15 protein-coding genes and 1 pseudogene are annotated in these 20,908 nt (G+C 57.9%); 6 read left to right on the top strand and 10 right to left on the bottom strand.

Translation table 11 applies throughout. The features are described from left to right. Positions 1–27: 27 nt before the first annotated feature. The 4 genes from ACOZ32_RS13210 to ACOZ32_RS13195 all read right to left on the bottom strand — a co-directional run bounded on the left by ACOZ32_RS13210 (position 28) and on the right by ACOZ32_RS13195 (position 5,011). Positions 28–1,020, bottom strand: a complete 993-nt coding sequence (locus ACOZ32_RS13210; RefSeq protein ID WP_424334796.1) for a transposase — start codon at positions 1,018–1,020, stop codon at positions 28–30. Between the two features lie 763 nt (positions 1,021–1,783). Continuing rightward, complete coding sequence (locus tag ACOZ32_RS13205; RefSeq protein ID WP_115864164.1) at positions 1,784–2,194, bottom strand: TRAM domain-containing protein; 411 nt, start codon at positions 2,192–2,194, stop codon at positions 1,784–1,786. 682 nt (positions 2,195–2,876) lie between these two features. After that, positions 2,877–3,959: a type 2 isopentenyl-diphosphate Delta-isomerase gene (fni, locus tag ACOZ32_RS13200; protein ID WP_010904022.1), complete on the bottom strand. Its 1,083-nt coding sequence runs from the start codon at positions 3,957–3,959 to the stop codon at positions 2,877–2,879. A gap of 491 nt (positions 3,960–4,450) precedes the next feature. Then, the gene (locus ACOZ32_RS13195) at positions 4,451–5,011 is read right to left on the bottom strand and encodes a TATA-box-binding protein (protein WP_285255626.1); all 561 of its coding nucleotides are present in this window, start codon (positions 5,009–5,011) and stop codon (positions 4,451–4,453) included. Positions 5,012–5,261: 250 nt separating this feature from the next. Here ACOZ32_RS13195 and ACOZ32_RS13190 point away from each other — a divergent pair, with 250 nt between their 5' ends. Further along, entirely contained in the window at positions 5,262–5,873 is a 612-nt protein-coding gene (locus ACOZ32_RS13190; protein ID WP_010890466.1) for an HD domain-containing protein, read from the top strand. Positions 5,874–6,670: 797 nt separating this feature from the next. On the opposite strand, the gene ACOZ32_RS13185 is transcribed toward ACOZ32_RS13190, so the two are convergent. After that, on the bottom strand, positions 6,671–7,141 hold the full coding sequence (locus ACOZ32_RS13185; protein ID WP_285253387.1) for a winged helix-turn-helix domain-containing protein: 471 nt from the start codon (positions 7,139–7,141) through the stop codon (positions 6,671–6,673). Positions 7,142–7,678: 537 nt separating this feature from the next. Here ACOZ32_RS13185 and ACOZ32_RS13180 point away from each other — a divergent pair. Continuing rightward, complete coding sequence (locus tag ACOZ32_RS13180) at positions 7,679–7,825, top strand: DUF7563 family protein (protein WP_424335304.1); 147 nt, start codon at positions 7,679–7,681, stop codon at positions 7,823–7,825. Positions 7,826–7,919: 94 nt separating this feature from the next. Here the strand turns inward: ACOZ32_RS13180 and ACOZ32_RS13175 are convergent, their stop codons facing one another. The 4 genes from ACOZ32_RS13175 to ACOZ32_RS13160 all read right to left on the bottom strand — a co-directional run bounded on the left by ACOZ32_RS13175 (position 7,920) and on the right by ACOZ32_RS13160 (position 13,077). Further along, positions 7,920–8,165, bottom strand: a complete 246-nt coding sequence (locus ACOZ32_RS13175) for a transcriptional regulator (protein WP_285253389.1) — start codon at positions 8,163–8,165, stop codon at positions 7,920–7,922. 383 nt (positions 8,166–8,548) lie between these two features. After that, positions 8,549–9,883 carry an IS4-like element ISH32 family transposase gene (locus tag ACOZ32_RS13170; RefSeq protein WP_012289608.1) on the bottom strand — a complete coding sequence of 445 codons (1,335 nt, stop codon included), beginning with the start codon at positions 9,881–9,883 and terminating at the stop codon, positions 8,549–8,551. Positions 9,884–10,409: 526 nt separating this feature from the next. Continuing rightward, positions 10,410–11,684: an IS4-like element ISH8A family transposase gene (locus ACOZ32_RS13165; protein ID WP_424335260.1), complete on the bottom strand. Its 1,275-nt coding sequence runs from the start codon at positions 11,682–11,684 to the stop codon at positions 10,410–10,412. Between the two features lie 97 nt (positions 11,685–11,781). Further along, positions 11,782–13,077 (bottom strand): ISH6 family transposase, encoded by a 1,296-nt coding sequence (locus ACOZ32_RS13160; protein WP_424335303.1) that lies wholly within the window; start codon positions 13,075–13,077, stop codon positions 11,782–11,784. 124 nt (positions 13,078–13,201) lie between these two features. Here ACOZ32_RS13160 and ACOZ32_RS13155 point away from each other — a divergent pair, with 124 nt between their 5' ends. The 3 genes from ACOZ32_RS13155 to katG all read left to right on the top strand — a co-directional run bounded on the left by ACOZ32_RS13155 (position 13,202) and on the right by katG (position 18,660). Beyond that, a complete protein-coding gene (locus ACOZ32_RS13155; protein WP_006183907.1) occupies positions 13,202–14,476 on the top strand; it encodes an IS4-like element ISH8A family transposase in 1,275 nt (424 codons plus the stop codon). Positions 14,477–15,182: 706 nt separating this feature from the next. Next, complete coding sequence (locus ACOZ32_RS13150) at positions 15,183–16,154, top strand: alpha/beta fold hydrolase (RefSeq protein ID WP_012289638.1); 972 nt, start codon at positions 15,183–15,185, stop codon at positions 16,152–16,154. A gap of 343 nt (positions 16,155–16,497) precedes the next feature. Further along, entirely contained in the window at positions 16,498–18,660 is a 2,163-nt protein-coding gene (gene katG / locus ACOZ32_RS13145; RefSeq protein ID WP_010904144.1) for a catalase/peroxidase HPI, read from the top strand. A 330-nt stretch (positions 18,661–18,990) separates the two neighbouring features. Here the strand turns inward: katG and ACOZ32_RS13140 are convergent, their stop codons facing one another. Beyond that, positions 18,991–19,929 carry a DMT family transporter gene (locus tag ACOZ32_RS13140; RefSeq protein ID WP_010904143.1) on the bottom strand — a complete coding sequence of 313 codons (939 nt, stop codon included), beginning with the start codon at positions 19,927–19,929 and terminating at the stop codon, positions 18,991–18,993. A gap of 439 nt (positions 19,930–20,368) precedes the next feature. On the opposite strand from ACOZ32_RS13140, the pseudogene ACOZ32_RS13135 reads away from it, so the two are divergent. Continuing rightward, positions 20,369–20,821 (top strand): annotated as a pseudogene (locus ACOZ32_RS13135) (IS6 family transposase); the annotation flags it as partial. Between the last annotated feature and the right edge of the window lie 87 nt (positions 20,822–20,908).

Below are 20,908 nucleotides of genomic sequence, written 5' to 3'. Positions count from 1 at the left end.
TAACAGGAGCCTGTCATAGAATCCATCTCATAGTTTCTCACAGCCCGGATCGTTTCCTCGCTCGTAGTTGGTGATTGCAACGACGATTCGAAGGCACAGTGCGAGGAACACTTCTGTTCGTGCGTGGACGCGGCCTCGGGCGCGGACGTGCCCGAGGCCGCAGTCCTTGACCGCGTCGTTGGTTCGTTCGACTCCTGTCCGGTTGGTGTACGTCTCGTCCAAGATGGATTGTTTCAGCTGCACGTCCTCGCTGTGTTCGGTGATTCGGCCTTCGACCCTGTACTCGATGTCTTTCGGGTCGTCGGTGTTTCGCGGATTGTATGGAGCGATTGGCACGACCCCTGCGGCCAGCAGGTGGTCGTGCCAATCGAGGACGTCGTAGGCGCTGTCTCCGAGCATCCAGACCGGTGTATCGACGGCGAGCGCGTCACGCGTGACGCGCATCGCCGTCTTCTGATCCGCTTGCTTGGTTTGTGTGAACTCCGCTGCTATCGGGATCTTTGCACCAGTTGAGACGATCGTACAGCCGAAGCCGTAGTAGTACTCCTCAGCTGTTGGATCGTAATTCCACGAGGCAGCGTCGTTGTGTTGGATTGATTCAACGTGGGTCGAATCGATGGAATACGTGGAGTCGAGCAGGCCGCGAGCGGCGGCCTGCTCGACGAGCCTGTCGAAGATATCGTCGATAACGTGTTCGAGATCGGTGAGAAAGCGATCAATCGTGTCTCTGGATGGCGGTTTGTCGAGTCCGCAGTAGTACCAGACGAGGCTGTGCTGGAGTTCTCGTGTAACTGGGCGTGTGCCGTAGACATCCTCGTAGTAGCAGTGGAGGAAGCCGCGAAAGAGATCCGGTGGCTGGTGCACTCGTGTTCGCCCCCGCTTCGAGGGGGCGAACACGTCGTATTCCAGGAGAAACTCGAACTCAAGGTGTTCGAACAGCGGTACTGTCTCCGTAGCCGCCGCATTCAAGAAGTCGTCTACCGAAGCTACGTCTTGCAGGGTTGCGATTGTGCTGGACACACTTTCTGCACCCTGCTGCTTCGTACGTGACGCTTTCTATGACAGGCTCAACAGTCCAACAAGTAGTGACACAGCGTACCGGAGGGCACGACGCATATCCCGAACTGTGGTTACTGCGGCTAAAAAACCATCTGTGTTACATACACTGGCCGACTGGTTTTTCCGGTTATTATGCACACCGACTAAGCGGCTGTTTCACTCCAAATAGGCTGGTAAGAATCCGTCTCGATGTGATGCGTAGCTTCGGTAAGTACAGTTGAATCAGTTATCGGATTCCGCTGCTCCATCTCCACGACGACGGAGAAGAATACTAATGATAGCAACAATAGCGACACCTGCGATGAGCTTTGACCGTGACATACTGAATTAGTCTACGTACTACCGCATAAAAAGTGTACGGCTACCGTAGAACGGGTGACAGCGTTCCGCTCCGAGTAGCCCTATCTTTGTGTAGCTTGTACTGTCTTCTTTAAGTGTGAGTATACAAAATGCGCCACCTACTGAGCGGCTATTGCACCGGACACACTGGTGAAGAGAAGCGCACTAGAAGTTAATCGTCGGCACACTATACCTCCGGGATTTCACCAATAAGAGCCAGTGTTACGACTGATATCGTTCTCTCCGAGTCTACTAGAAGTTACTGTATATGGAACGCCCTCTCCCCGAGAGTGTCACTGAGTGTGTGGCTGCACCACACCAATCGTCTACTAGGACGAGCTCACGGGCCAGCACTCGCTCAGACAGATATCAGACCCGGGAATTGTTAGTCGTGATTTTCGCGCTCGGTGATCTCGGCAAAGGCAACGTTCTCAGTGACGTCGGTGATTTCGACGGTGACACGCTCGCCGCGCTCGGTATCAGGGACAATAACGACGAAGCCACGCTCGACACGCGTGATGCCGTCTCCTTGATCGCCAATATCTTCGATTTCGACGGTACGCTGCTCGCCTTCGGCAACCGGTGGCGTGCTCGGCGTCTGCCCGCGCTGTGAGTCGGTGGGAGTCTCGGCAGCGTCGTCGGTGGCTGCTGCTCCGAGAACAGCCACGCGGTACGTGTCGCCCTGCTGCAGCTCGCCACGGTCTATCTCGCGCTCGGGAATCTTAATGAGATACGTCCCGTCTTGCTGTTCGACAGCGCCAGCGAATAGACACCGCAGTTGGGTGGGAATCTCCATTCTCGTGTTCTGATTGAGATACGCTGTGAAGGCCACTTGATGGTGCTGTCTTACTACTCTGGCGCGACGACGTCCCCACACGATGGACACTCTGCCCAAACGCCGTCAGTCCCATCGTCTTTCCTGTATTCAACAAGCAACCACGCAGAGGTAATCGGGTCCCCGCAGTCCGGACACTGACCAAGCGACGAGTCATCGGTAGGCATGCCTAGGGGTGAAAGGAGCGTGTGACAGGTCCTTCCACGTGCAGTTCACTCCGGTCGGAAGATAAGCCTTTGGCGGATTTGCTGGTTGTACACCCCCGGATTTCCGGAGAAAATCCCGCACCAGTACCATTAACTCACTGCTGCCGGAATATCGGATACTCATGAGTGTCCGTGCGGTACTCGCTCGGCTACTCCCCGGTGACGAGCCGGAGGTCGTCGTTGAGTGCCGCCACTGCGGAACGAAGCTCCCACCAGACGCAGATCAATGTCCTGACTGTGGATCAGGCGAAATCGCGTACCACCGGATTTCCGAGTAACTGATCGTGCTCCTCGGCAGCGAGCGTCATCAAACGGCACACACACACCGTCTATGACTACCCCGACAAACGGTAAGTACAGGTTGGACAGATATCGGAGTCGGCTCTCTCTTTCCCGCTGTTGTTCTATCCGTCCTGCTGAGACTGGGGAATCCGGGACTACTCGCTACTGGTTCGTTGTTCCACGTACTCGCGCGTCTTTCCGTGCAACACGTACTCCACCTGCTGGAGCTCGTCGATCGACCCCGAGCCGGTGACGAACATCGCTGTTCGCAGCTCGGCGATCAGGTCCCCGACGCGTTCGATGACAGCGTCTGGCCCGTCTGTAGCTGGTTTCAGGAATGGTTTCGCCAACCCGCCGGCGCGGGCACCCAGGGCAATCGCTTTTGCCACGTCCAATCCCGTTCGGACACCACCACTCGCAATGACGCAGTCGTGTTCGGCAACACACTCGATCGTGCTTGCAGCGGTTGGAATGCCCCATTCTCGGAACAGGGTGCCGATTTGTTTCTGTCGCGGCGCGTTCGCGGCTGCTGCGCGATAGGCTTCGATCCCGGACCACGTCGTTCCGCCTTTGCCAGCGACGTCGAGAGCGTCAACGCCTGCCGCAGTTAGCTCTCGGGCAGTCTCCCCGGAGATGCCGTTGCCCGTTTCCTTGACGATAATCGGCACCGAGAGTGCCTCGGACACTCGTTCGATCGCAGCTACACAGTTCCGGCCATCGACGTCGCCTTCTGGTTGGGTGGCTTCCTGGAGGAAGTTCAGGTGGACCGCGAGCGCGTCGGCGTCGATCATCTCGACTGCCTGCTCGACCATTTCGATGTCGTACTCTCGGAGCTGTGCAGCGCCGAGGTTCCCGTAGATGAACGCATCGGGTGCGGCATCGCGGACGACGGTGTACGATTCGAGGACGCGTTCGTCGTCGAGTTCGAGGCCTGCTCGCTGGCTACCGAGACCCATGGCGATACCGGTTTCGCTGGCGGCCCGGGCCAGCGCCCGATTGATCTCCGTCGTGTTGTGGTGCCCGCCAGTCATGCTCTCGATGAAGATTGGGGCAGAGAGGTCGTGACCCAGGAAGTCGATGGAGGGGTCGATCGCGTCGTAATCGAGTTCCGGAAGCGCGTTGTGGACGAGGTGGACGTCGTCGAAGCCCGTGCCTGTCGTTTCGACGTCCCGCTCTTGGACGATTTGAAGGTGGTCGTCTTTTCGGTCTTCAGTCTGCGTGGAGTCCTGCGCCGTCATTAGTCGGGTTTGTACAAGAGATGGGAAAACAATACTGTTGTATCGACTCTCCCCCATCCTAACTATTCTTGAAATGATAATATTCAGGGGTCGCTATGTGTCTGTATTCAGCATTGCGCTGCTATACGACATAAATTGACAGAGATACCAGTGATAAGTTCGCACACCTACTGAGCGGCTGTTTCAGCTCTCACTCCAAACTAAGGAAATCGTATTGATGGGTACTGTTAACCAACAGAACAGCGCCATCCAGTAGAATGTTGGTTAACTTTGAGGGATTCTTTGACTACCGCGCCAATCACTTGATTCCGATGACCCCACCGTTCCCATCTTGGAGTCAATCTGGGATTTTACCCCTCAGATTGGAACACCGACTAGAATCTCAGAGAGAACTCATCCAACCCAGTCGAAGCGGCCCAGCGTTCAAGGAGATTACCCACTCCAGCAACACTGCTCCCGTCGCGTAGGAGTTACTCGATAGTTCCGTGGACTCACTCAAGCAGGCTGAGTTCCGTGAGGCGATCGTTGACGTGTGCCAGCGCGTGCTGGGCATCCGCAGATTCCGCTGCGCCAGTAATCACGAGTTTCCCACTCCCGAAAAGCAAAACGACGACATCGGGGTCGTCGAGACGATAGACGAGCCCGGGGAACTGTTCGGGTTCGTATTCAATCTGCTCTAAGCCCAGCCCGATTGCGATTGCGTTCAAATTCAGCGACTGCTCAAGGCTGGCACTAGAGACGATGTTCTGTACCTTGACCGGTGGAGTACTGTCGACGTCGATGCCTAACTCGCGGAGGTCATCGAAAACGATCTCGAGAGCGTCGTGAACAGCATCGACGCTCTTCGCGCCGGTGCAGACGACTTTCCCCGAGCGGAAGATCAGCGTGGCTGACTTCGGCTCCTGAAGGCGGTAGACAACCCCGGGGAAGTCCTCTGGGTTGTACTCAGCGCCATCAAGATCCGTTGCGAGTTGGTCGAGGGCGAGTTCCTGGCCGATATCGCTGGATGCAACAACGTTCTCGATGTGGATCGTGTCCGCCAAACTGCTCATACGCGTCTTCGTCGGCCACCCCACGTAAATAGCGAGTGGACCTGTCTGGCGCTGGTCAGACCCGCATCGGAGACTCGACTCAAGTATATCCCCTACGTACAGAGAATGCAGTCAGCAAGCGGGGATTGTTCGTTCCACATCTTGAACTGTGAAATAGCTGGCAAGCAGGTGTGCGAACTTATTGACTGAGTGTGGGTGCTCGGCGGAATCATCTCGATATTTTGAATTGGCCGCTTGCTGTTTCCCCGATATGATGACAGACGAACTCGGATCCTTGCTCGAATGGTTCGACCTGAAGGACGAACTTCGGACGGGATGGGAACTCCGGAATGTCGACTCGCCTGAATCGGTCGCAGCCCACACGTGGGGGACAGCGGCGCTTTGTCTGCTCTATGCCGACCAAGAAGATGTTGACCGCCAGAAAGCAGTGACGATGGCCCTCATTCACGACCTCGGCGAAGCTCGCACGGGCGATATTGCAACCCGTGCGGAGGACGGACGCCAGACCATTCCCACGTCCGAGAAAGAGACGGCTGAACGGAGCGCGGTAACCGATCTCGTCGGGCCCTTCAACGATTCCGAACTGCTGTCGCTCTGGGAAGAGTACGAAGCCCGTGACACCCCGACGGCACAGTTCGTCAAAGACATGGATCTTGTTGATAATTGTCTCCAGGCGCTCAAGTATGAGCGCCAAAATAGGTACGATGAAGCCGAAACAACTGACCACTTCACCGAGTTCGAGAATCTAGACGAGTTCTTTGCTACCGCCGCGCCACGCTTCCAGACAGAATTCGGCCAGGACCTGTTTAAGCAAATCAAATCGGAATACGAAAGCGAAATCGGACGACCTTGCCAACTATGAATTAGTCTTTGCCACTCAGGTTCCTCGGTCAGTGTACACCCTGTACTTAGCGATTACAGCAGGACTCAGGCCCCGGCGATGACCGCCACCAGCACCTGTTGAACGAGGCGTCGATGCCCAACTCATTGGAGACCCTCTCCGTTCTCTCTACGACAATTCGATGACTCGCCCACGTTACACCGAGTAGCACGCGATTTCGTTGCGCCCACACGCTGGACACTCCTCGGTCTCTGTTGACTCCAGAGTCGTCCCACAGTGCCGACATTCAACCACGTCCACCGAATCGGTGTTCCAGAACACGCGGGCGAGCATCCGAATCATCTCCTCGGGTCAACGACCTCTCCACAACCCGGGCATTCCGCCCAGTATCGTGGATTGTTGCCGCTCTCATACTCAACGAGGACATGCCACTGGTAGATAGACTCTCCACATCGGGGGCAGACGCCGAGCCGCGAATCCTGTGAGGGCATACCTCGTCTCTCAGAGTTGGGGTGGACAGCCTTCACATGAGAAGGCTGAGTTCGGGGCGAGCGTGTGACAGCGGGCCGCTCTGTCCCGCCATCGAAGCATAGCACCTGCAGCCACATATAACTCAACCACCTGGCGTGACACAACACGTACGTGGGTTGTCAAAACCTAACTGATTCGAGGCGCTGAGCCCGCCCCACACGGAGCGAACGGCGTCGGCCGTGAGCGAGTCGTGTAGGGTAGTTCACTCCAACTCCGATCCGTCTCTTCCCCACCCAGACGGTAGGAGTGAATGAGGAGACCACTCGAAGCCAACCGGTGTGGCACTGCTACTTGCTGTATGTGTCTTCGAGGGCGGCTTCCTGAGCGGCGAGCGTTTCGACTCCCTTGAGGACCCCCTCAGTAAGGATGGTTCGAGCCATCTCGGTCAACTCGTAGTACGAGTACGGCTCTTCCGTTCCAGTCGTCGGATCACGACGGTTCTCGATTAGCCCGACGTCGGTGAGTCTTCGCAGCGGATAGTGCAAATCGTTACCCTCTGCATCGAGAAGCATCGAGAGCTCGCTGGTGCTCAATCGTGATTCATCTGCGAGGGCGACCAGGATTTTGAACCGCTTGGGCTCTGCTGCCACCTCGTACATCTTGAGGTACTCCTCGAGGTCGAACAGCGCATCTGCCGGCATCTCCACATCAAGCGTGAACTCGGTCGCTGTCTCGTCGGCAGACCCGGCTTGCTCTGTCTGCTCGTCGTGTGACGTCACGTCCTCGGCAGATGACGGCCGGTCGGCTGGATCTGGCATCGTACACAGCATCACGCACCCCACCATAGTAAAAATTCTTACTGTGGTGTCTGCCCGTCTCCAGAACCGAGCACAGTGAGCAAACAAGAACAACGAAACCGCTAATGTAGACTAATCAGCTCACCGGATACTCTCTACCGCATAGCAGTCGCGTGCTGGCTCACAAGCCGAAGCTTAGGTCGCCCCAGAGGCGTCTACAACCCACAGCTGCCTCTCCCGTGCAAAACTGATCAGTGCTGTCTATCCAGTACCTCTAGCGGTGGTCGGTTCCAAGGCACACCTACTCCCTTTGCAGATTGAAACCACCGCAAGGTGTTTGACGTGACACCCCTTTTGACGAATGAAAATATTACATTTCACCTCCTAACAAGCCAGTCTATGGTTTTGAATAGCCGAGTGTTTCACCTGACACCCCTTTTGACGAATGAAATCTTCTACCGGTCGTCCCAAAGAGAATTCCACGCCTGTCTGAGATCCTATCGAGAAACGACAGCCACCACAGAAAGGCTATAGCAACGGCGTCGAGTGGACGCCAGTATGCCGGAGTGCCAGAACTGTGGGAGTCGCGTCACCGACGCCTATGCCCGGGTGTTCACCCCGGACGACGTGACAAACCCACGGGCCTGCCCCAGCTGTGAAACCGTCATGCGTGACCGCAACGGCATCCGCGAAAAACGACCGTAGCTCACACCGCATCTTCCGCAGACCCTTCTTCGTGAAGTCCGGCTAAATGGTGGTTGCCTCTCGTCGTCTCCGGGAGCTTCCCGTCTGGTGGTTGTTAGTCGGTTTGCTCGGAGAGGGTTGACGCGTCTAGGTCGCCTCGGAGATACGCTTGACCGTCAGGGGCGATTTCATAGTAGCCGCGTTTCACGCGTGTGAGGAGTCCGTACTTGACGAGAATTGATAGTCGGCGGTTGACTTCACTCCGGGATTTCTCGATGTTGAGTGCGATGACGGCTGGTGAGAGGATGAGCTCTGATGAGTCCAGTATCTCGAGGATGCGGTCGTCGATTGGAAGTTGCATCCAGGATGCTGGGTGTCTCACGCGGGTGGCCACCTGTCGTCTCGTCGTCGCTACGAGGATATATCAGATGTGAATCACTATTTAATGCGGTGAAACTCACTAACTAGTGAGATATTAAAAGACTGGGCGTGTAAGTCCCATCTGAAGGGGGACCCATGTCACTCACCATCTGTTCTAGTTTAGTGACGGAGTGAAGCAGGATCTCAGCGGAGACTATACCGAATTGAGGCGGATTAGCTCAGGAGACTGGGTTCGCTGGAGCAGGCAGTCGCTGATTTGTTGTGTGATACCTTCGAGGCGGCGCACTCACAGCCGTGAGTGCGTCGCCGTTCCAGCGCTGCCGCTATCGACACAGGTGCTTCCCCGGTCGTCAGGCGAGTTCGTTACCAGAACTCGCCTGACTCAACCTGCTCACGTAACCGCGGTCGATGCGGATTTGGATCACGTGAAGCCCACAGCAACAACTCATCTAAATCCGGAAGTTCGTACCCTAAATCGAGCATCACGTACAACTGAATCAGGTGTGAATGGCGTTCGACAGCGTGAGAACATCGTCGACGAGGAAGTTGCGGCGACGACGCTGTGGCGTCGTCGGCGCTTTCCCGTTGTTTCACGTCCAGTTTCCGGAGTTCATCGACGATAACACGGCTCATCAGCAGTGAGATTGCGGCCATGATGACCAGAGCTTCGATGATGTACGGATCGGTCGTGTTGATTTCGTCAAGTCCGAAGCGTGATTTCAGTTCTTTGAACAATAATTCTATTTCCCAGCGCGCCCGATAGAGCTGTGCGATATCGGGCGCACTATAGTCGTCTTTCGAGAGATTTGTCAAATAGAGATGGTACTCTTCAGTATCCTCGTTCCAAACACCGACCAGTCGGAACGTTCGGGTCGTGCTGGTGCACGACCCTCGCTTTCGCTCGAACGAGAGGGTGATGCGAACATCGATTTCCTGTCGCTGCAGGTCGTCAAGGACGTCCTGCAGCGACTCTCCTTCGAGCGGGATACTGTTCCCCCGCCACGTCCGGAGCTCTTCGACGATCTCGAAGTTTGCGTCGTCTTTCACACGGGAGACGAACCAGCCGTTATTCTGGTCGATGCGGTCGAACAACCAGAAGTCGTAGAAACCGAGATCGAGCAAGACAAGTGCGCCAGCTACCCACTCGCCGGTGGGTAGCTGGCTCCGTTCTTGGGTTTTAGCGTCAGTTGTTCGGTACCGTGTTGGAAGGCCAGTTGAGAGTGATTCTGTTAGGTGAAGTTTCAGACCGGCCTGATCGTCACCGGTCGCAGCGTACACATCCGCGGCGTCTTGATAGAGAGAAACAATGCTCCCATCGGCAATGAGGACGTCTCGAAAGCGTTCGAGACGTCCGCTAAGGTCGGCATTTCTGGTATCGAGATTCTCGATGGCATCATCGAGAATCTCTCGAAGGAGTGCAACGAACGGTGGAGAGAACCACCCGTGGAAGGTTGCATAGGAGAGTTCATCGCAGTCGGACATTTCGACGAATCGTTCGAGAAAAGCCTGTACAGATCGGTCTGACCCAGCAGCGAAGCCAAGTGAAAGCGTGTAGAACAGCGCAACAGCGTCGAATTTCCGTTCACGCTCGACGAGATTCGTTGCGCGAGCGCGCTCGCGCAACTCATCGGAGGGAAACGCTCTTTGAATCCGATCAACAATCACTGAATCCGGTGGGGAGTAAGTCACACTATCCACCGGATTTCTCTGACTGGTAGTTACAACGATATCTAATCAGACGACGGTACACTCTGCTAAACTAGAACGGATGGTATGTAACTGAAGCTCAGGTTAAGAGCGAGCAGTATGATTCAGTGACTGCCCTCCGGAACGAGGCGCAAGCTGGCGATGTCGTGTCTGTGTCTGGTAACTTCTACGCGCAGCAAACTAGCGTTCAGGAAACGGTAGAACACAGCACGCCGTGTGGGAGTAACCGCGCCCAAGTGCCGACACCGAGTGCCCCGGTTTGTATTGACGTAGCCCAAGATGTACTCGTCCACAGTGGCGTGACCTGGACAGGAGAAGTCCAATCGGAGAGTGACCTGCTGTTTACGGTGGGAATGTCATCACGGCACCTTGACCAACCGAACGAGCTAGTCCAGGGTCGGTATCAAATTGTTGGTCGCGTCGCAAAGCGGTCTAGAGTTTGCCTCTGGTGCTCTCAATTGAGAGGTCACAGCTCATTGCTGTTTTGGTCGATCGCTGGAGCAGCATCCGTCTTTAGTTAAGCCTCACACCTCGGTTGTGTAGTGGTAGCGAGCGTCTCTTGTAAGATTGGTCGTTGCTTGTGGATCTTTTGAGCGTCTTCGATCAGCCGGTCGAGCAGCGGCGGTGGTGAATAGCCGAGGAACTCACCGAGTTCGTGGAGAATGAGCTGGGCGTGCGACCGGAAGGTCGCCGCCCAGCGCTCTGTCGGAAACACAAGCTCATCATCCGCCTGCTCAGTGACTAGATCCAACAGATCGCGGCTTACAAGCAGCGACAGCAGCGCTGCGTACAATAAGATCCTCACCACGTGTTCGTCACTCGTGTCGAACTCGTCCAATTCGTACTGCGTCTTCAGCTCCCGGAACAGCAACTCAACTTCCCACCGACAGCGGTAGATCTCCGCTAAATCCGCCGGAAAGAACTCCTTCCTCGCTAAATTCGTCATGTACAGGTGGTAGTCGTCGGCGTCCTCGTCGCGGACGCCGACGACGCGAAATCGCTTCGTATCTAGTGACCGCGTCCCATTGTACGGCCCTCGTTTGAATTCGACTTCGACTTCTACATCGATGTACTTCCGATCGAGATCGTCGAGAACAGCTCGGAGCTGCTTGCCCTCTAAGGGAATGGCGCGACCGCGCCATTCCCGTAACTCCCTCGTAATCAGCGGATTCGCGTTATCCTTCAGCCGACTCACGAAGTAGCCGTCGTTTTCGTCGATCAGCGCAAACCGGCGGTACTTGAAGTAGGCGAGATCGAACAACACGAGGCGATTCTCAAGCCACGGCCCTGTTTTGAACAAGGTGCTGTCGTGCGTTTTCTCGTTAGCAGTATCGAGCCGTTCAATCGTCTGCTCTGTGGCATTGTGGAGCAGGTGGAGCTTCGCTCCAGCCTGCTCCTCGTGGCGGGCTTCGAACTGATCTGAGAGAAATTCGTGTAACCGCAACACCGTTCCATCAGCGATCATCACGTCTCTAAATCGGTCGATATCAGCGTCAACAGCGTTAGGAACAGCGACCTCGTCGAGACCATGCTCGACGAGGTCGCGGAAGTACTCCGCAAGCGTCGGTGTCAACCGCTGATAGAATCCACCCGGAGAGATCGTCTCATCGGCAGTCGAGTTGTAACAGCGTCTAAACCCGGCGAGTGTTCGGCTTTCGCCTGCGGCGAAGCCGAACACGAATGCCCAAACGAAGGCAGGGATCTGGAGCTTGCGGTCACGTTCGACCACGCCGAGTTCCTCGGCGTGCTCTTCGAGGAACTCAGAGGGAAACAGTGTAGTGAGCCGACGCATAATCCGAGATGAGGAGTCCTTGTCGTGCACAGACTGGACTTCCTCATTCCTTCCGAAAGGTGCCTCGATAAGCCGCCGCTATCACGCGGTTTCTCGCTTAACTAAAGACGGATGGCTGGAGCAGTTCGTCGAGGAACGACTGGTAGTGCTCTGGATCGGCGTACTTCACCAGCCGAAGCTGGAGTATCGCCTCTAACCCCTCCGTTGTCCAGCGCATCCACTGGTTCTTGCACCGCTTGCTGACTTCGCCCATCAGCCGTTCGACGGGGTTCGAGGTCCACGGCACCTCGAACCCCTCGACAGCCTGCTCGGCAAACGTCACGATCGACGGCAGCCACCGCTGTAGATACCCCGCAGCTTTCTCTGACCCGAACTGATCCAACTGCCACGCTGTCTTCTCGATACGCTCGGTCGTTCGCGCGATCCGCTCGCGGATCGCCGCGAACTCCTCGTTTGGACGGTGCTTGGCGACCGAATTCTTCAGATGGAACACCTCGTCGATCACCTCCGAGACGATCTCGTTCCGCCGATCCAAGGAGAACACGCCGTCGTCCCAGAGGTTGTAGTCCAGCGTTCGGCCGACGTGGACGAGATCAAGTTGATGATTACGGTTTTCGTCGGTAAATGCCGTGACGATACCCTCATCAGCGTCACTGACGACCGTCGCGTCGTCAGTGACTGCGTCCATGTCATCGAGTTTGGCGGCTGTCTCGTCCCAGTCAGCGTTGATCGAGAGATCCAGCAGAGAGCGTGATTCCTTGGCAGTATCTTCGCCGAGCGTGGCCTGGACGGAGTGGTACGCGCGGTCGTCGTCTTGGCTGTGACACTTCGTGCCGTCAGGAATAACGGCGTCAGCGTCTGTGTCAGCGACACAGTCTGGAAGGAACTGCTTGAGCTTGTTGCCGTACTCTTTGGCGCGACGATTGATGGTGGTCGGCGACGGCATCTTCGAGAGGATGCCGTCGCCGTGGTCAGCAGCGTCACGATAGCTGACCGAAGTAGCGAGATCGACGCTCTTGGCGGCGATGTCCTGCTGATAGCGGTTTTGCCCGTCGAAGCTGAGAACATCTTCGACGGGCCGGAAGTAGCTGGATTCGTCGTGGTCAGCGGCGGTGTCTTCGACGTAGTGAAGGTCGAATTCGTGCTCACCGGCGGTTGTGACGGCTGTGCGGGTGTCAGTACCGGCGCGTTGGAATCGCTGATCACCATTGCCGTGAGCGTGTTTCTCACCACAGAGCGCCTCGACGCGGCTCGCGTCGAGGCTCTCGACCATCGATTCGAGCAGTACAGATTCGACGTTCTGCTCGGTAACGAATTCGGCAAGCGTGGCGAGCGGTACCGTTTTGTCCTCGTCGATGCTAATCGTGAACCGCACGTCGATTGTGGCGTGCATGGGACACCTCCATCCGTCTTTAGTTAAGCGAGAAACCGCGTGATAGCGGCGGCTTATCGAGGCACCTTTCGGAAGGAATGAGGAAGTCCAGTCTGTGCACGACAAGGACTCCTCATCTCGGATTATGCGTCGGCTCACTACACTGTTTCCCTCTGAGTTCCTTGAAGAGCACGCCGAGGAACTCGGCGTGGTCGAACGTGACCGCAAGCTCCAGATCCCTGCCTTCGTTTGGGCATTCGTGTTCGGCTTCGCCGCAGGCGAAAGCCGAACACTCGCCGGGTTTAGACGCTGTTACAACTCGACTGCCGATGAGACGATCTCTCCGGGTGGATTCTATCAGCGGTTGACACCGACGCTTGCGGAGTATCTCCGCGACCTCGTTGAGCATGGTCTCGACGAGGTCGCTGTTCCTAACGCTGTTGACGCTGATATCGACCGATTTAGAGACGTGATGATCGCTGATGGAACGGTGTTGCGGTTACACGAATTTCTCTCAGATCAGTTCGAAGCCCGCCACGAGGAGCAGGCTGGAGCGAAGCTCCACCTGCTCCACAATGCCACAGAGCAGACGATTGAACGGCTCGATACTGCTAACGAGAAAACGCACGACAGCACCTTGTTCAAAACAGGGCCGTGGCTTGAGAATCGCCTCGTGTTGTTCGATCTCGCCTACTTCAAGTACCGCCGGTTTGCGCTGATCGACGAAAACGACGGCTACTTCGTGAGTCGGCTGAAGCAGAACGCGAATCCGCTGATTACGAGGGAGTTACGGGAATGGCGCGGTCGCGCCATTCCCTTAGAGGGCAAGCAGCTCCGAGCTGTTCTCGACGATCTCGATCGGAAGTACATCGATGTAGAAGTCGAAGTCGAATTCAAACGAGGGCCGTACAATGGGACGCGGTCACTAGATACGAAGCGATTTCGCGTCGTCGGCGTCCGCGACGAGGACGCCGACGACTACCACCTGTACATGACGAATTTAGCGAGGAAGGAGTTCTTTCCGGCGGATTTAGCGGAGATCTACCGCTGTCGGTGGGAAGTTGAGTTGCTGTTCCGGGAGCTGAAGACGCAGTACGAATTGGACGAGTTCGACACGAGTGACGAACACGTGGTGAGGATCTTATTGTACGCAGCGCTGCTGTCGCTGCTTGTAAGCCGCGATCTGTTGGATCTAGTCACTGAGCAGGCGGATGATGAGCTTGTGTTTCCGACAGAGCGCTGGGCGGCGACCTTCCGGTCGCACGCCCAGCTCATTCTCCACGAACTCGGTGAGTTCCTCGGCTATTCACCACCGCCGCTGCTCGACCGGCTGATCGAAGACGCTCAGAAGATCCACAAGCAACGACCAATCTTACAAGAGACGCTCGCTACCACTACACAACCGAGGTGTGAGGCTTAACTAAAGACGGATGGGGACACCTCTTGGGTGGACACCAGAGGCGTCCCGTTCCTCACGGGAGCCAGTTGCTACTGAACTCTAGAGGACTTTGCGACACGACCCAGCGATTGTCACCGATCCACCGCTGCCGGTTGTCTCTACATTCCAGGATCGTGTGTTTTCGTTGATGTCGAATGAGGTGTACGAACCTCCGAATTCATCTGGAGTGAGTGCAAGGATGCCACGGTCACCGGTAAACATCACCTGTGAGTCGGGGTGCAGATTGAATAGCTCAAGTACAGTCGATTCGGTTGCATCACTCGAAGGGCCAGGATCGGTTGTTGCACCGGTTCTCGCGAAATCGTGTTGATACGTCGGCCACGGACCAGTCACCTCCCCAACCGGGGCATCCTGTATGTATTCAACGTCTCCGCCGAATAGAGTGCTACTGCAGCCGGCTACCGCACTCACCGATGTCGCCCCAACTGCTGCTAACAGACGGCGACGTGTACAGATCGAATCTACCATAGTTAAAACATATAAGAACAAAGTAAATATCTTGTGTTGTGAAGGAGTTAACGGTGCGAAAACGCGATGTCGATAACACGGATCGAGGGGCAGTCACAGCAACCAGAACGCACCGGGCAACGATCGAGTGCGCTCGCACCTGCGTGGCGACTGCGCTCGCGGCAACAACTGATAAGCCTCCGGCATGCGTAGGTGGGGTATGAAGCTCCGCCAGATTGCCGGGTCGCTGGCCGCGGCTACCGGTGTCGTTGCTGCCACGAACGCCGCCCTCGCGTGGCGGGCGGACGAGCTTGCGTCGCCACTAGACGGGACGAACAACACGTACCAGTGGCGTGGGTTCGACATCGCGTACACCGAGGCCGGCGATCCGGACGATCAGGACGTGGTACTGCTGCATGGACTGAACGCTGCGGGATCGAGTTTCGAGTTCCGCAACGTGTTCGACGCGCTGGCCGCGGATCACCACGTGATCGCGCCCGACCTGCCGGGGTTCGGTCGCTCAGACCGGCCGCCGATCGAGTACGCGGCGTCCCACTACACGACGTTCGTGGCCGACTTCCTCGCCGACGCCGCCGAGGATCCGATGGTCGTGGCATCATCGCATTCGGGTGCGTACGCGACCGCTGCGGCCGCCGACACCGATTCGGTCAGCGAGCTGGTGTTGGTGTGTCCGACGACCGCGGGGTTCTCGGGGACGCGCCCGCTCGTCGGCGCGCTCGTCAGGGCGCCAGTGGTCGGCACGGCGCTGTTCAACGTGGCCACGAGCAAGCGCGCCATCCGATATTTCAACGCCGATCACGGCTACCACGACGAGTCGGTTGTCACCGAGGACGTGGTCGAGTACCACTGGCGGACCGCCCATCAGCCGGGCGCTCGGTTCGCCGCCGCGTCGTTTTTCGCGGGCGCCCTGGATGTGGATATGGACTTGGGTGCCGAGCTGGCGGCTCTCGATCTGCCGGTGACAGTTGTTTGGGGCCAGGAAGCGACCATCTCGCCTGTCGCTGATGGCCGCGACATCGCCGATGCCGCGGGCGCGCGGCTGGTGGTGCTCGAAGAGTCCGACGTGCAGCCCCACGTCGAGCGCCCTGAGGCGTTCCTCCGGGACGCCGTGGAACCAAGCGCTACAGTTGAGGGCGGCGAGGATGTCAAACACGCCACTGATGGAGCGTGACGAAGCTGCGACTAGCGCGGAAACCAAGCAACCGGCGAAAAAGCGGCGGCCACGAGTAGTCGCTGTTTCGTCGTGAGGTCGTACGGAGCAAAGCGGTAGAAGTCGCGTCAGAAGACGTTGTCCCATTGTGCTGAGTTATATTTGATCGAACACGAGCGGGAGATCCGTACCATTGCCACGCCACAGAGAGAGTAGTGTGGATGGTACTGCAAGGCGCTACAACGTCGATCCGGACTCAAAGGTCGCATAACACGAGATCACAGCCACTGATTTGACGCTTTCGTTCGACCTTCGATAACTACGCTTTAGTATCCCCAAAACATTGTTAGCGTACGCTCAATCAATGGAGAACGAAGACCACAACTTCGGAACAAGCGACTGGTGGCCAAACCAGTTAGACTTGGAGATTCTGGATCAGAACAGCCAACAGGTCGACCCGTACGGCGAGGACTTCGACTACGCCGAGGCGTTCGAGGACCTCGACCTCGCGGCGGTCAAAGACGACCTCGAAGAGATGATGACCGACTCGAAGGACTGGTGGCCGGCTGACTACGGCCACTACGGGCCACTGTTCATCCGGATGGCGTGGCACAGCGCCGGCACCTACCGGACGTTCGACGGTCGCGGCGGCGCAGCCGGCGGTCGCCAGCGCCTCCCGCCGGTCGACAGCTGGCCGGACAACGTCAACCTCGACAAGGCCCGTCGCCTCCTCTGGCCGATCAAGCAGAAGTACGGCCGCAAGCTCTCGTGGGGCGACCTCATCATCCTGGCCGGAAACGTCGCGCTCGAATCCATGGGCTTCGAAACCTACGGGTTCGCGGGCGGACGTAAGGACGATTACACCCCGGACGAGGCCGTCGACTGGGGGCCCGAAGACGAGTGGGAGACCACATCCGGCGACCGCTTCGACGCGGATGGAAGCCTCAAGTGGCCGCTTGGCAACACCGTCATGGGCCTCATCTACGTCAACCCCGAGGGGCCAAACGGCGAACCCGACCTCGAAGGCTCCGCGAAGAACATCCGCGAGTCCTTCGGGAAGATGGCGATGAACGACAAGGAGACGGTCGCGCTCATTGCGGGCGGCCACACCTTCGGGAAGGTCCACGGTGCCGACGACCCCGAGGAGAACGTCGGCGCCGAGCCCGCCGCCGCCCCCATCGAGAAGCAGGGGCTGGGCTGGGAGAACGAGTTCGGTGAGGGCAAAGGTCCGGACACGATCACCAGCGGGATCGAAGGGCCGTGGAACACCACGCCGACCCAGTGGGACATGAGCTACGTCGACAACCTGCTCGAATACGAGTGGGAGCCCGAGAAGGGGCCCGGTGGCGCCTGGCAGTGGACCACCAAGAGCGGCGAGCTCAACGAGTCCGCACCTGGCGTGCAGGACCCGACCGACACCGAGGACGTCATGATGCTGACGACGGACGTCGCGCTCAAAGACGACCCCGACTACCGGGAGGTCCTGGAGACCTTCCAAGAGAACCCGCGGGAGTTCCAGCAGTCCTTCTCGAAGGCCTGGTACAAGCTCATCCACCGCGACATGGGGCCGTCCGAGCGGTTCCTGGGTCCGGAGGTGCCCGAGGAGACGATGATCTGGCAGGATCCGCTCCCGGACGCCGACTACGACCTCGTCGACGACGAGGCCGTCGCGGCGCTCAAATCCGAGCTCCTGGAGTCGGAGCTGTCGATCCCGCAGCTCGTGAAGACCGCGTGGGCGTCGGCGTCGACGTACCGCGACAGCGACAAGCGCGGCGGCGCCAACGGCGCGCGCATCCGGCTGGAACCCCAGCGCAGCTGGGAGGTCAACGAGCCCGAGCAGCTCGAAGCCGCGTTGTCGACCTACGAGGACATCCAGGCGGAGTTCAACGACGCCCGCAGCGACGACATGCGTGTGTCGCTGGCTGACCTGATCGTGCTCGGCGGGAACGCCGCCATCGAGCAGGCCGCGGCCGACGCCGGGTACGACGTCGACGTGCCGTTCGAACCGGGCCGCACCGACGCCACGCCCGAGCAGACCGACGTCGAGTCCTTCGAGGCGCTCAAGCCGAAGGCCGACGGGTTCCGGAACTACCTCGGCGACGACGCCGAGCGCGAACCCGAGGAGCTGCTGGTCGACAAGGCCGAGCTGCTGAACCTCACCGCCGACGACATGACGGTGCTCGTCGGCGGGCTCCGGGCGCTCGGAGTGACCCACGGCGACTCCGAGCTGGGCATCTTCACCGACCAGCCGGGGACGCTGACGAACGACTTCTTCACGACGCTGCTGGACATGGACTACGAGTGGGAAGCCGCCTCCGAGGACCGCGAGGTCTTCGAGTTGCGCGACCGCGAGACCGGGGACGTCGAGTGGACCGGCTCGCGAGTCGACCTGCTGTTCGGCTCGAACACGCGGCTGCGCGCCATCGCGGAGGTCTACGGCAGTGATGCCGACGAGGAGCTGTTCGTTCAGGACTTCGTGGACACGTGGAGCGAGGTCATGAAGCTGGACCGCTTCGACCTCGAATAGCGCGCCCGATCCACGCGCCGTCCACCCGTGGCGGTCGGCGTGTCGCTAACGCGGTGGAGCTGTTGCTGTTTCTGACTACGGCTGTGAGCAACTGCGATCAGGACGAATGGTATCCGCGCCAGTGTGTGACGTTCGAGCGCTGGTGCGACGGGCAGTATGTGATCTGCTTGGCAACCCCTGGGTCCGACCCGATACGATACGAATTGAATCGCGCAGGATGGAAGGTCGGCAGCGGACCGGGTGTCCACGAAGATGCTTCTAGCGATTCTGAGCCAGAAAACGGCGGAACAACGGTGTGGAAGGGCCGGCAGCTAACGGTTGGCCGGGCGGCTAATCATCACGTGGACCCGTGAATGACGAGATCGTAGTCACGACAACGGACCGCAGACGTAGTGCTCGCCACTTCGAGGCGAGGAACCCGGACAGGATGAACGCAAACCCCACGACGGTTGCTGGCGTGATCTCCTGTCCAAGCACGAGCCAGCCGGCCAGCGCCGCGAAGACGGGGATTACGTACTCAATGAAGCTCATCTCGATGGGACCGAGGTCGTCCAGTAATCTGAAGTAGAGCAGGAACCCACCGACGCCGGCGACCACAGAGAGGTATGTGAGTGCGCCGAGCGCGGACGGCGTCCAGGTGGCGGCCGCAAACGACTGGCCGGGGAGCACGAGTACAGCGACGTGGAGGACGACGGCGCCGGTGGCCATCAGCCACGCCTGGGTGGATAGGAACGGCAGCGATGGCGATCGGCTGTGTGTGACGACCGCGGCGACGGCGAACGCGAACGCGGACGCAAGCACAAGTGACACGCCAAGGACGCTGTCCGCGATGTTCGTAGGGTCGGGGTTAGCGATGATGACGACCCCAGCGAACCCAAGCATGACGCCGACCGCAGTGGCGGCGGTGAGCTGCTCATCGGTGGCGACGAGGCGCGTGAGCGCAGGCGTCACGACGGGAACGAGACCCAACAGAACAGCTGCGACACCGCCGGTAACGTACTGCTGACCCGTAAAGAGGAACGCATGATGGGCGCCGATCGTGAGGGTGCCGCCGACGAGCACGTAAACGAAGTCATCCATAGTTCGGGGGTAGACGTCAGCGTCCGAGACGAAGACGGCAGCAAACAGCAGTGCGGCAGCGATGTCGAAGCGTACGGCCGCGAATGGGACTGCGGGGAGATCGGCCAATCCAACGTCGGTTGCCATGAACGCCGTTCCCCAGACAGCGCACAGGAGCAAGAAACGACCGGTCGTCCGGTAACGACTCATTCGTGAGGGGTTCGCTGTCAAGGGGCAAATATGCGTCGAACTGCACGGACTCTCGGGGCATCCGGACCTGCGTGATGGCGGTGGCGGCTGTGTAGTATGCTGTCGCTATCGATGACCGCCAGCTACCCACCGCACGTTTTTCGCGGCTCGGTGTCGGTAACAGTAGTTGAAAACACGCCGATTCTATTCAGCAACGCGCCTCGGTAATCAGTTAATGTCTGATGCCCTCAAACTACCCTTGAGAAGATCGGCAAACAATTGTCTGATTTATGGTAATTGGGCTGAGAGTTGGGGGTCGTGTAGGTGTCTTAGTTGGCACTGTCTAGTTAAGCCAGTTTGAGAAGTGAGCAGTTCGTTGGTTTTGGTGTCTATGCGAAACCAAGAACTGCTCACAGAGACGTTGAACACAGCGAATCTTGAATGTTGGGAGCGAGAGCGGACGGCGAAGCCGTCAAGGGTCGCAGTTGACGAGACCGCTATCAAAATCAACGGCGAATGGTCTTGGCTGTACGCTGCAATAGACCTCGACACAAAATTGATTCTTGACGTGGAATTGTTTGGACGGCATGGGACTGATCCAGCGGCTGCATTTCTTCATGGACTCCGTGAGAAACACGATCTCTCCGACGCTGTGTTTCTCGTTGACCAGTTCGGCTACCGGACTGCCCTCTCCCGCTTAGGGCTCAACGGTCGGGTTGACTATATCGACAGAAACCTCATCGAAAAGTGGTTTCACACCTTCAAAATGCGTATCGCCCGTTTCCATAACTCCTGGGTCGGCAGTCGGGCGAGCGCACGCGAATGGATTGAACAATTCGTACATTACTACAACCGCCAACGACCGCATCAACCACTCGACGAACGAACGCCAGCTGAAGCCGTGCTTAACTAGACAGTGCCCTGAGGAAGAAGTAATCAGAGTTCTGCACTACTGCGATTCTGCTCCGCTTAATGATGACATTGACCGGCTTCTAAGAGC

Source organism: Halobacterium sp. MBLA0001 (assembly GCF_049705385.1).
GTDB classification, from domain to species: Archaea; Halobacteriota; Halobacteria; order Halobacteriales; family Halobacteriaceae; genus Halobacterium; species Halobacterium salinarum.
This window is presented reverse-complemented; position numbering and strand designations above follow the sequence as displayed.

What these genes read in the sequence shown, in the direction of transcription:
- ACOZ32_RS13205 (WP_115864164.1), bottom strand. Translation starts at nt 2,194, where the DNA reads ATGGAGATTCCCACCCAACTGCGGTGTCTATTCGCTGGCGCTGTCGAA.
- fni (WP_010904022.1), bottom strand. Translation starts at nt 3,959, where the DNA reads ATGACGGCGCAGGACTCCACGCAGACTGAAGACCGAAAAGACGACCAC.
- ACOZ32_RS13195 (WP_285255626.1), bottom strand. Translation starts at nt 5,011, where the DNA reads ATGAGCAGTTTGGCGGACACGATCCACATCGAGAACGTTGTTGCATCC.
- ACOZ32_RS13190 (WP_010890466.1), top strand. Translation starts at nt 5,262, where the DNA reads ATGATGACAGACGAACTCGGATCCTTGCTCGAATGGTTCGACCTGAAG.
- ACOZ32_RS13185 (WP_285253387.1), bottom strand. Translation starts at nt 7,141, where the DNA reads ATGCCAGATCCAGCCGACCGGCCGTCATCTGCCGAGGACGTGACGTCA.
- ACOZ32_RS13180 (WP_424335304.1), top strand. Translation starts at nt 7,679, where the DNA reads ATGCCGGAGTGCCAGAACTGTGGGAGTCGCGTCACCGACGCCTATGCC.
- ACOZ32_RS13175 (WP_285253389.1), bottom strand. Translation starts at nt 8,165, where the DNA reads ATGCAACTTCCAATCGACGACCGCATCCTCGAGATACTGGACTCATCA.
- ACOZ32_RS13165 (WP_424335260.1), bottom strand. Translation starts at nt 11,684, where the DNA reads ATGCGTCGGCTCACTACACTGTTTCCCTCTGAGTTCCTCGAAGAGCAC.
- ACOZ32_RS13160 (WP_424335303.1), bottom strand. Translation starts at nt 13,077, where the DNA reads ATGCACGCCACAATCGACGTGCGGTTCACGATTAGCATCGACGAGGAC.
- ACOZ32_RS13155 (WP_006183907.1), top strand. Translation starts at nt 13,202, where the DNA reads ATGCGTCGGCTCACTACACTGTTTCCCTCTGAGTTCCTTGAAGAGCAC.
- ACOZ32_RS13150 (WP_012289638.1), top strand. Translation starts at nt 15,183, where the DNA reads ATGAAGCTCCGCCAGATTGCCGGGTCGCTGGCCGCGGCTACCGGTGTC.
- katG (WP_010904144.1), top strand. Translation starts at nt 16,498, where the DNA reads ATGGAGAACGAAGACCACAACTTCGGAACAAGCGACTGGTGGCCAAAC.
- ACOZ32_RS13140 (WP_010904143.1), bottom strand. Translation starts at nt 19,929, where the DNA reads ATGAGTCGTTACCGGACGACCGGTCGTTTCTTGCTCCTGTGCGCTGTC.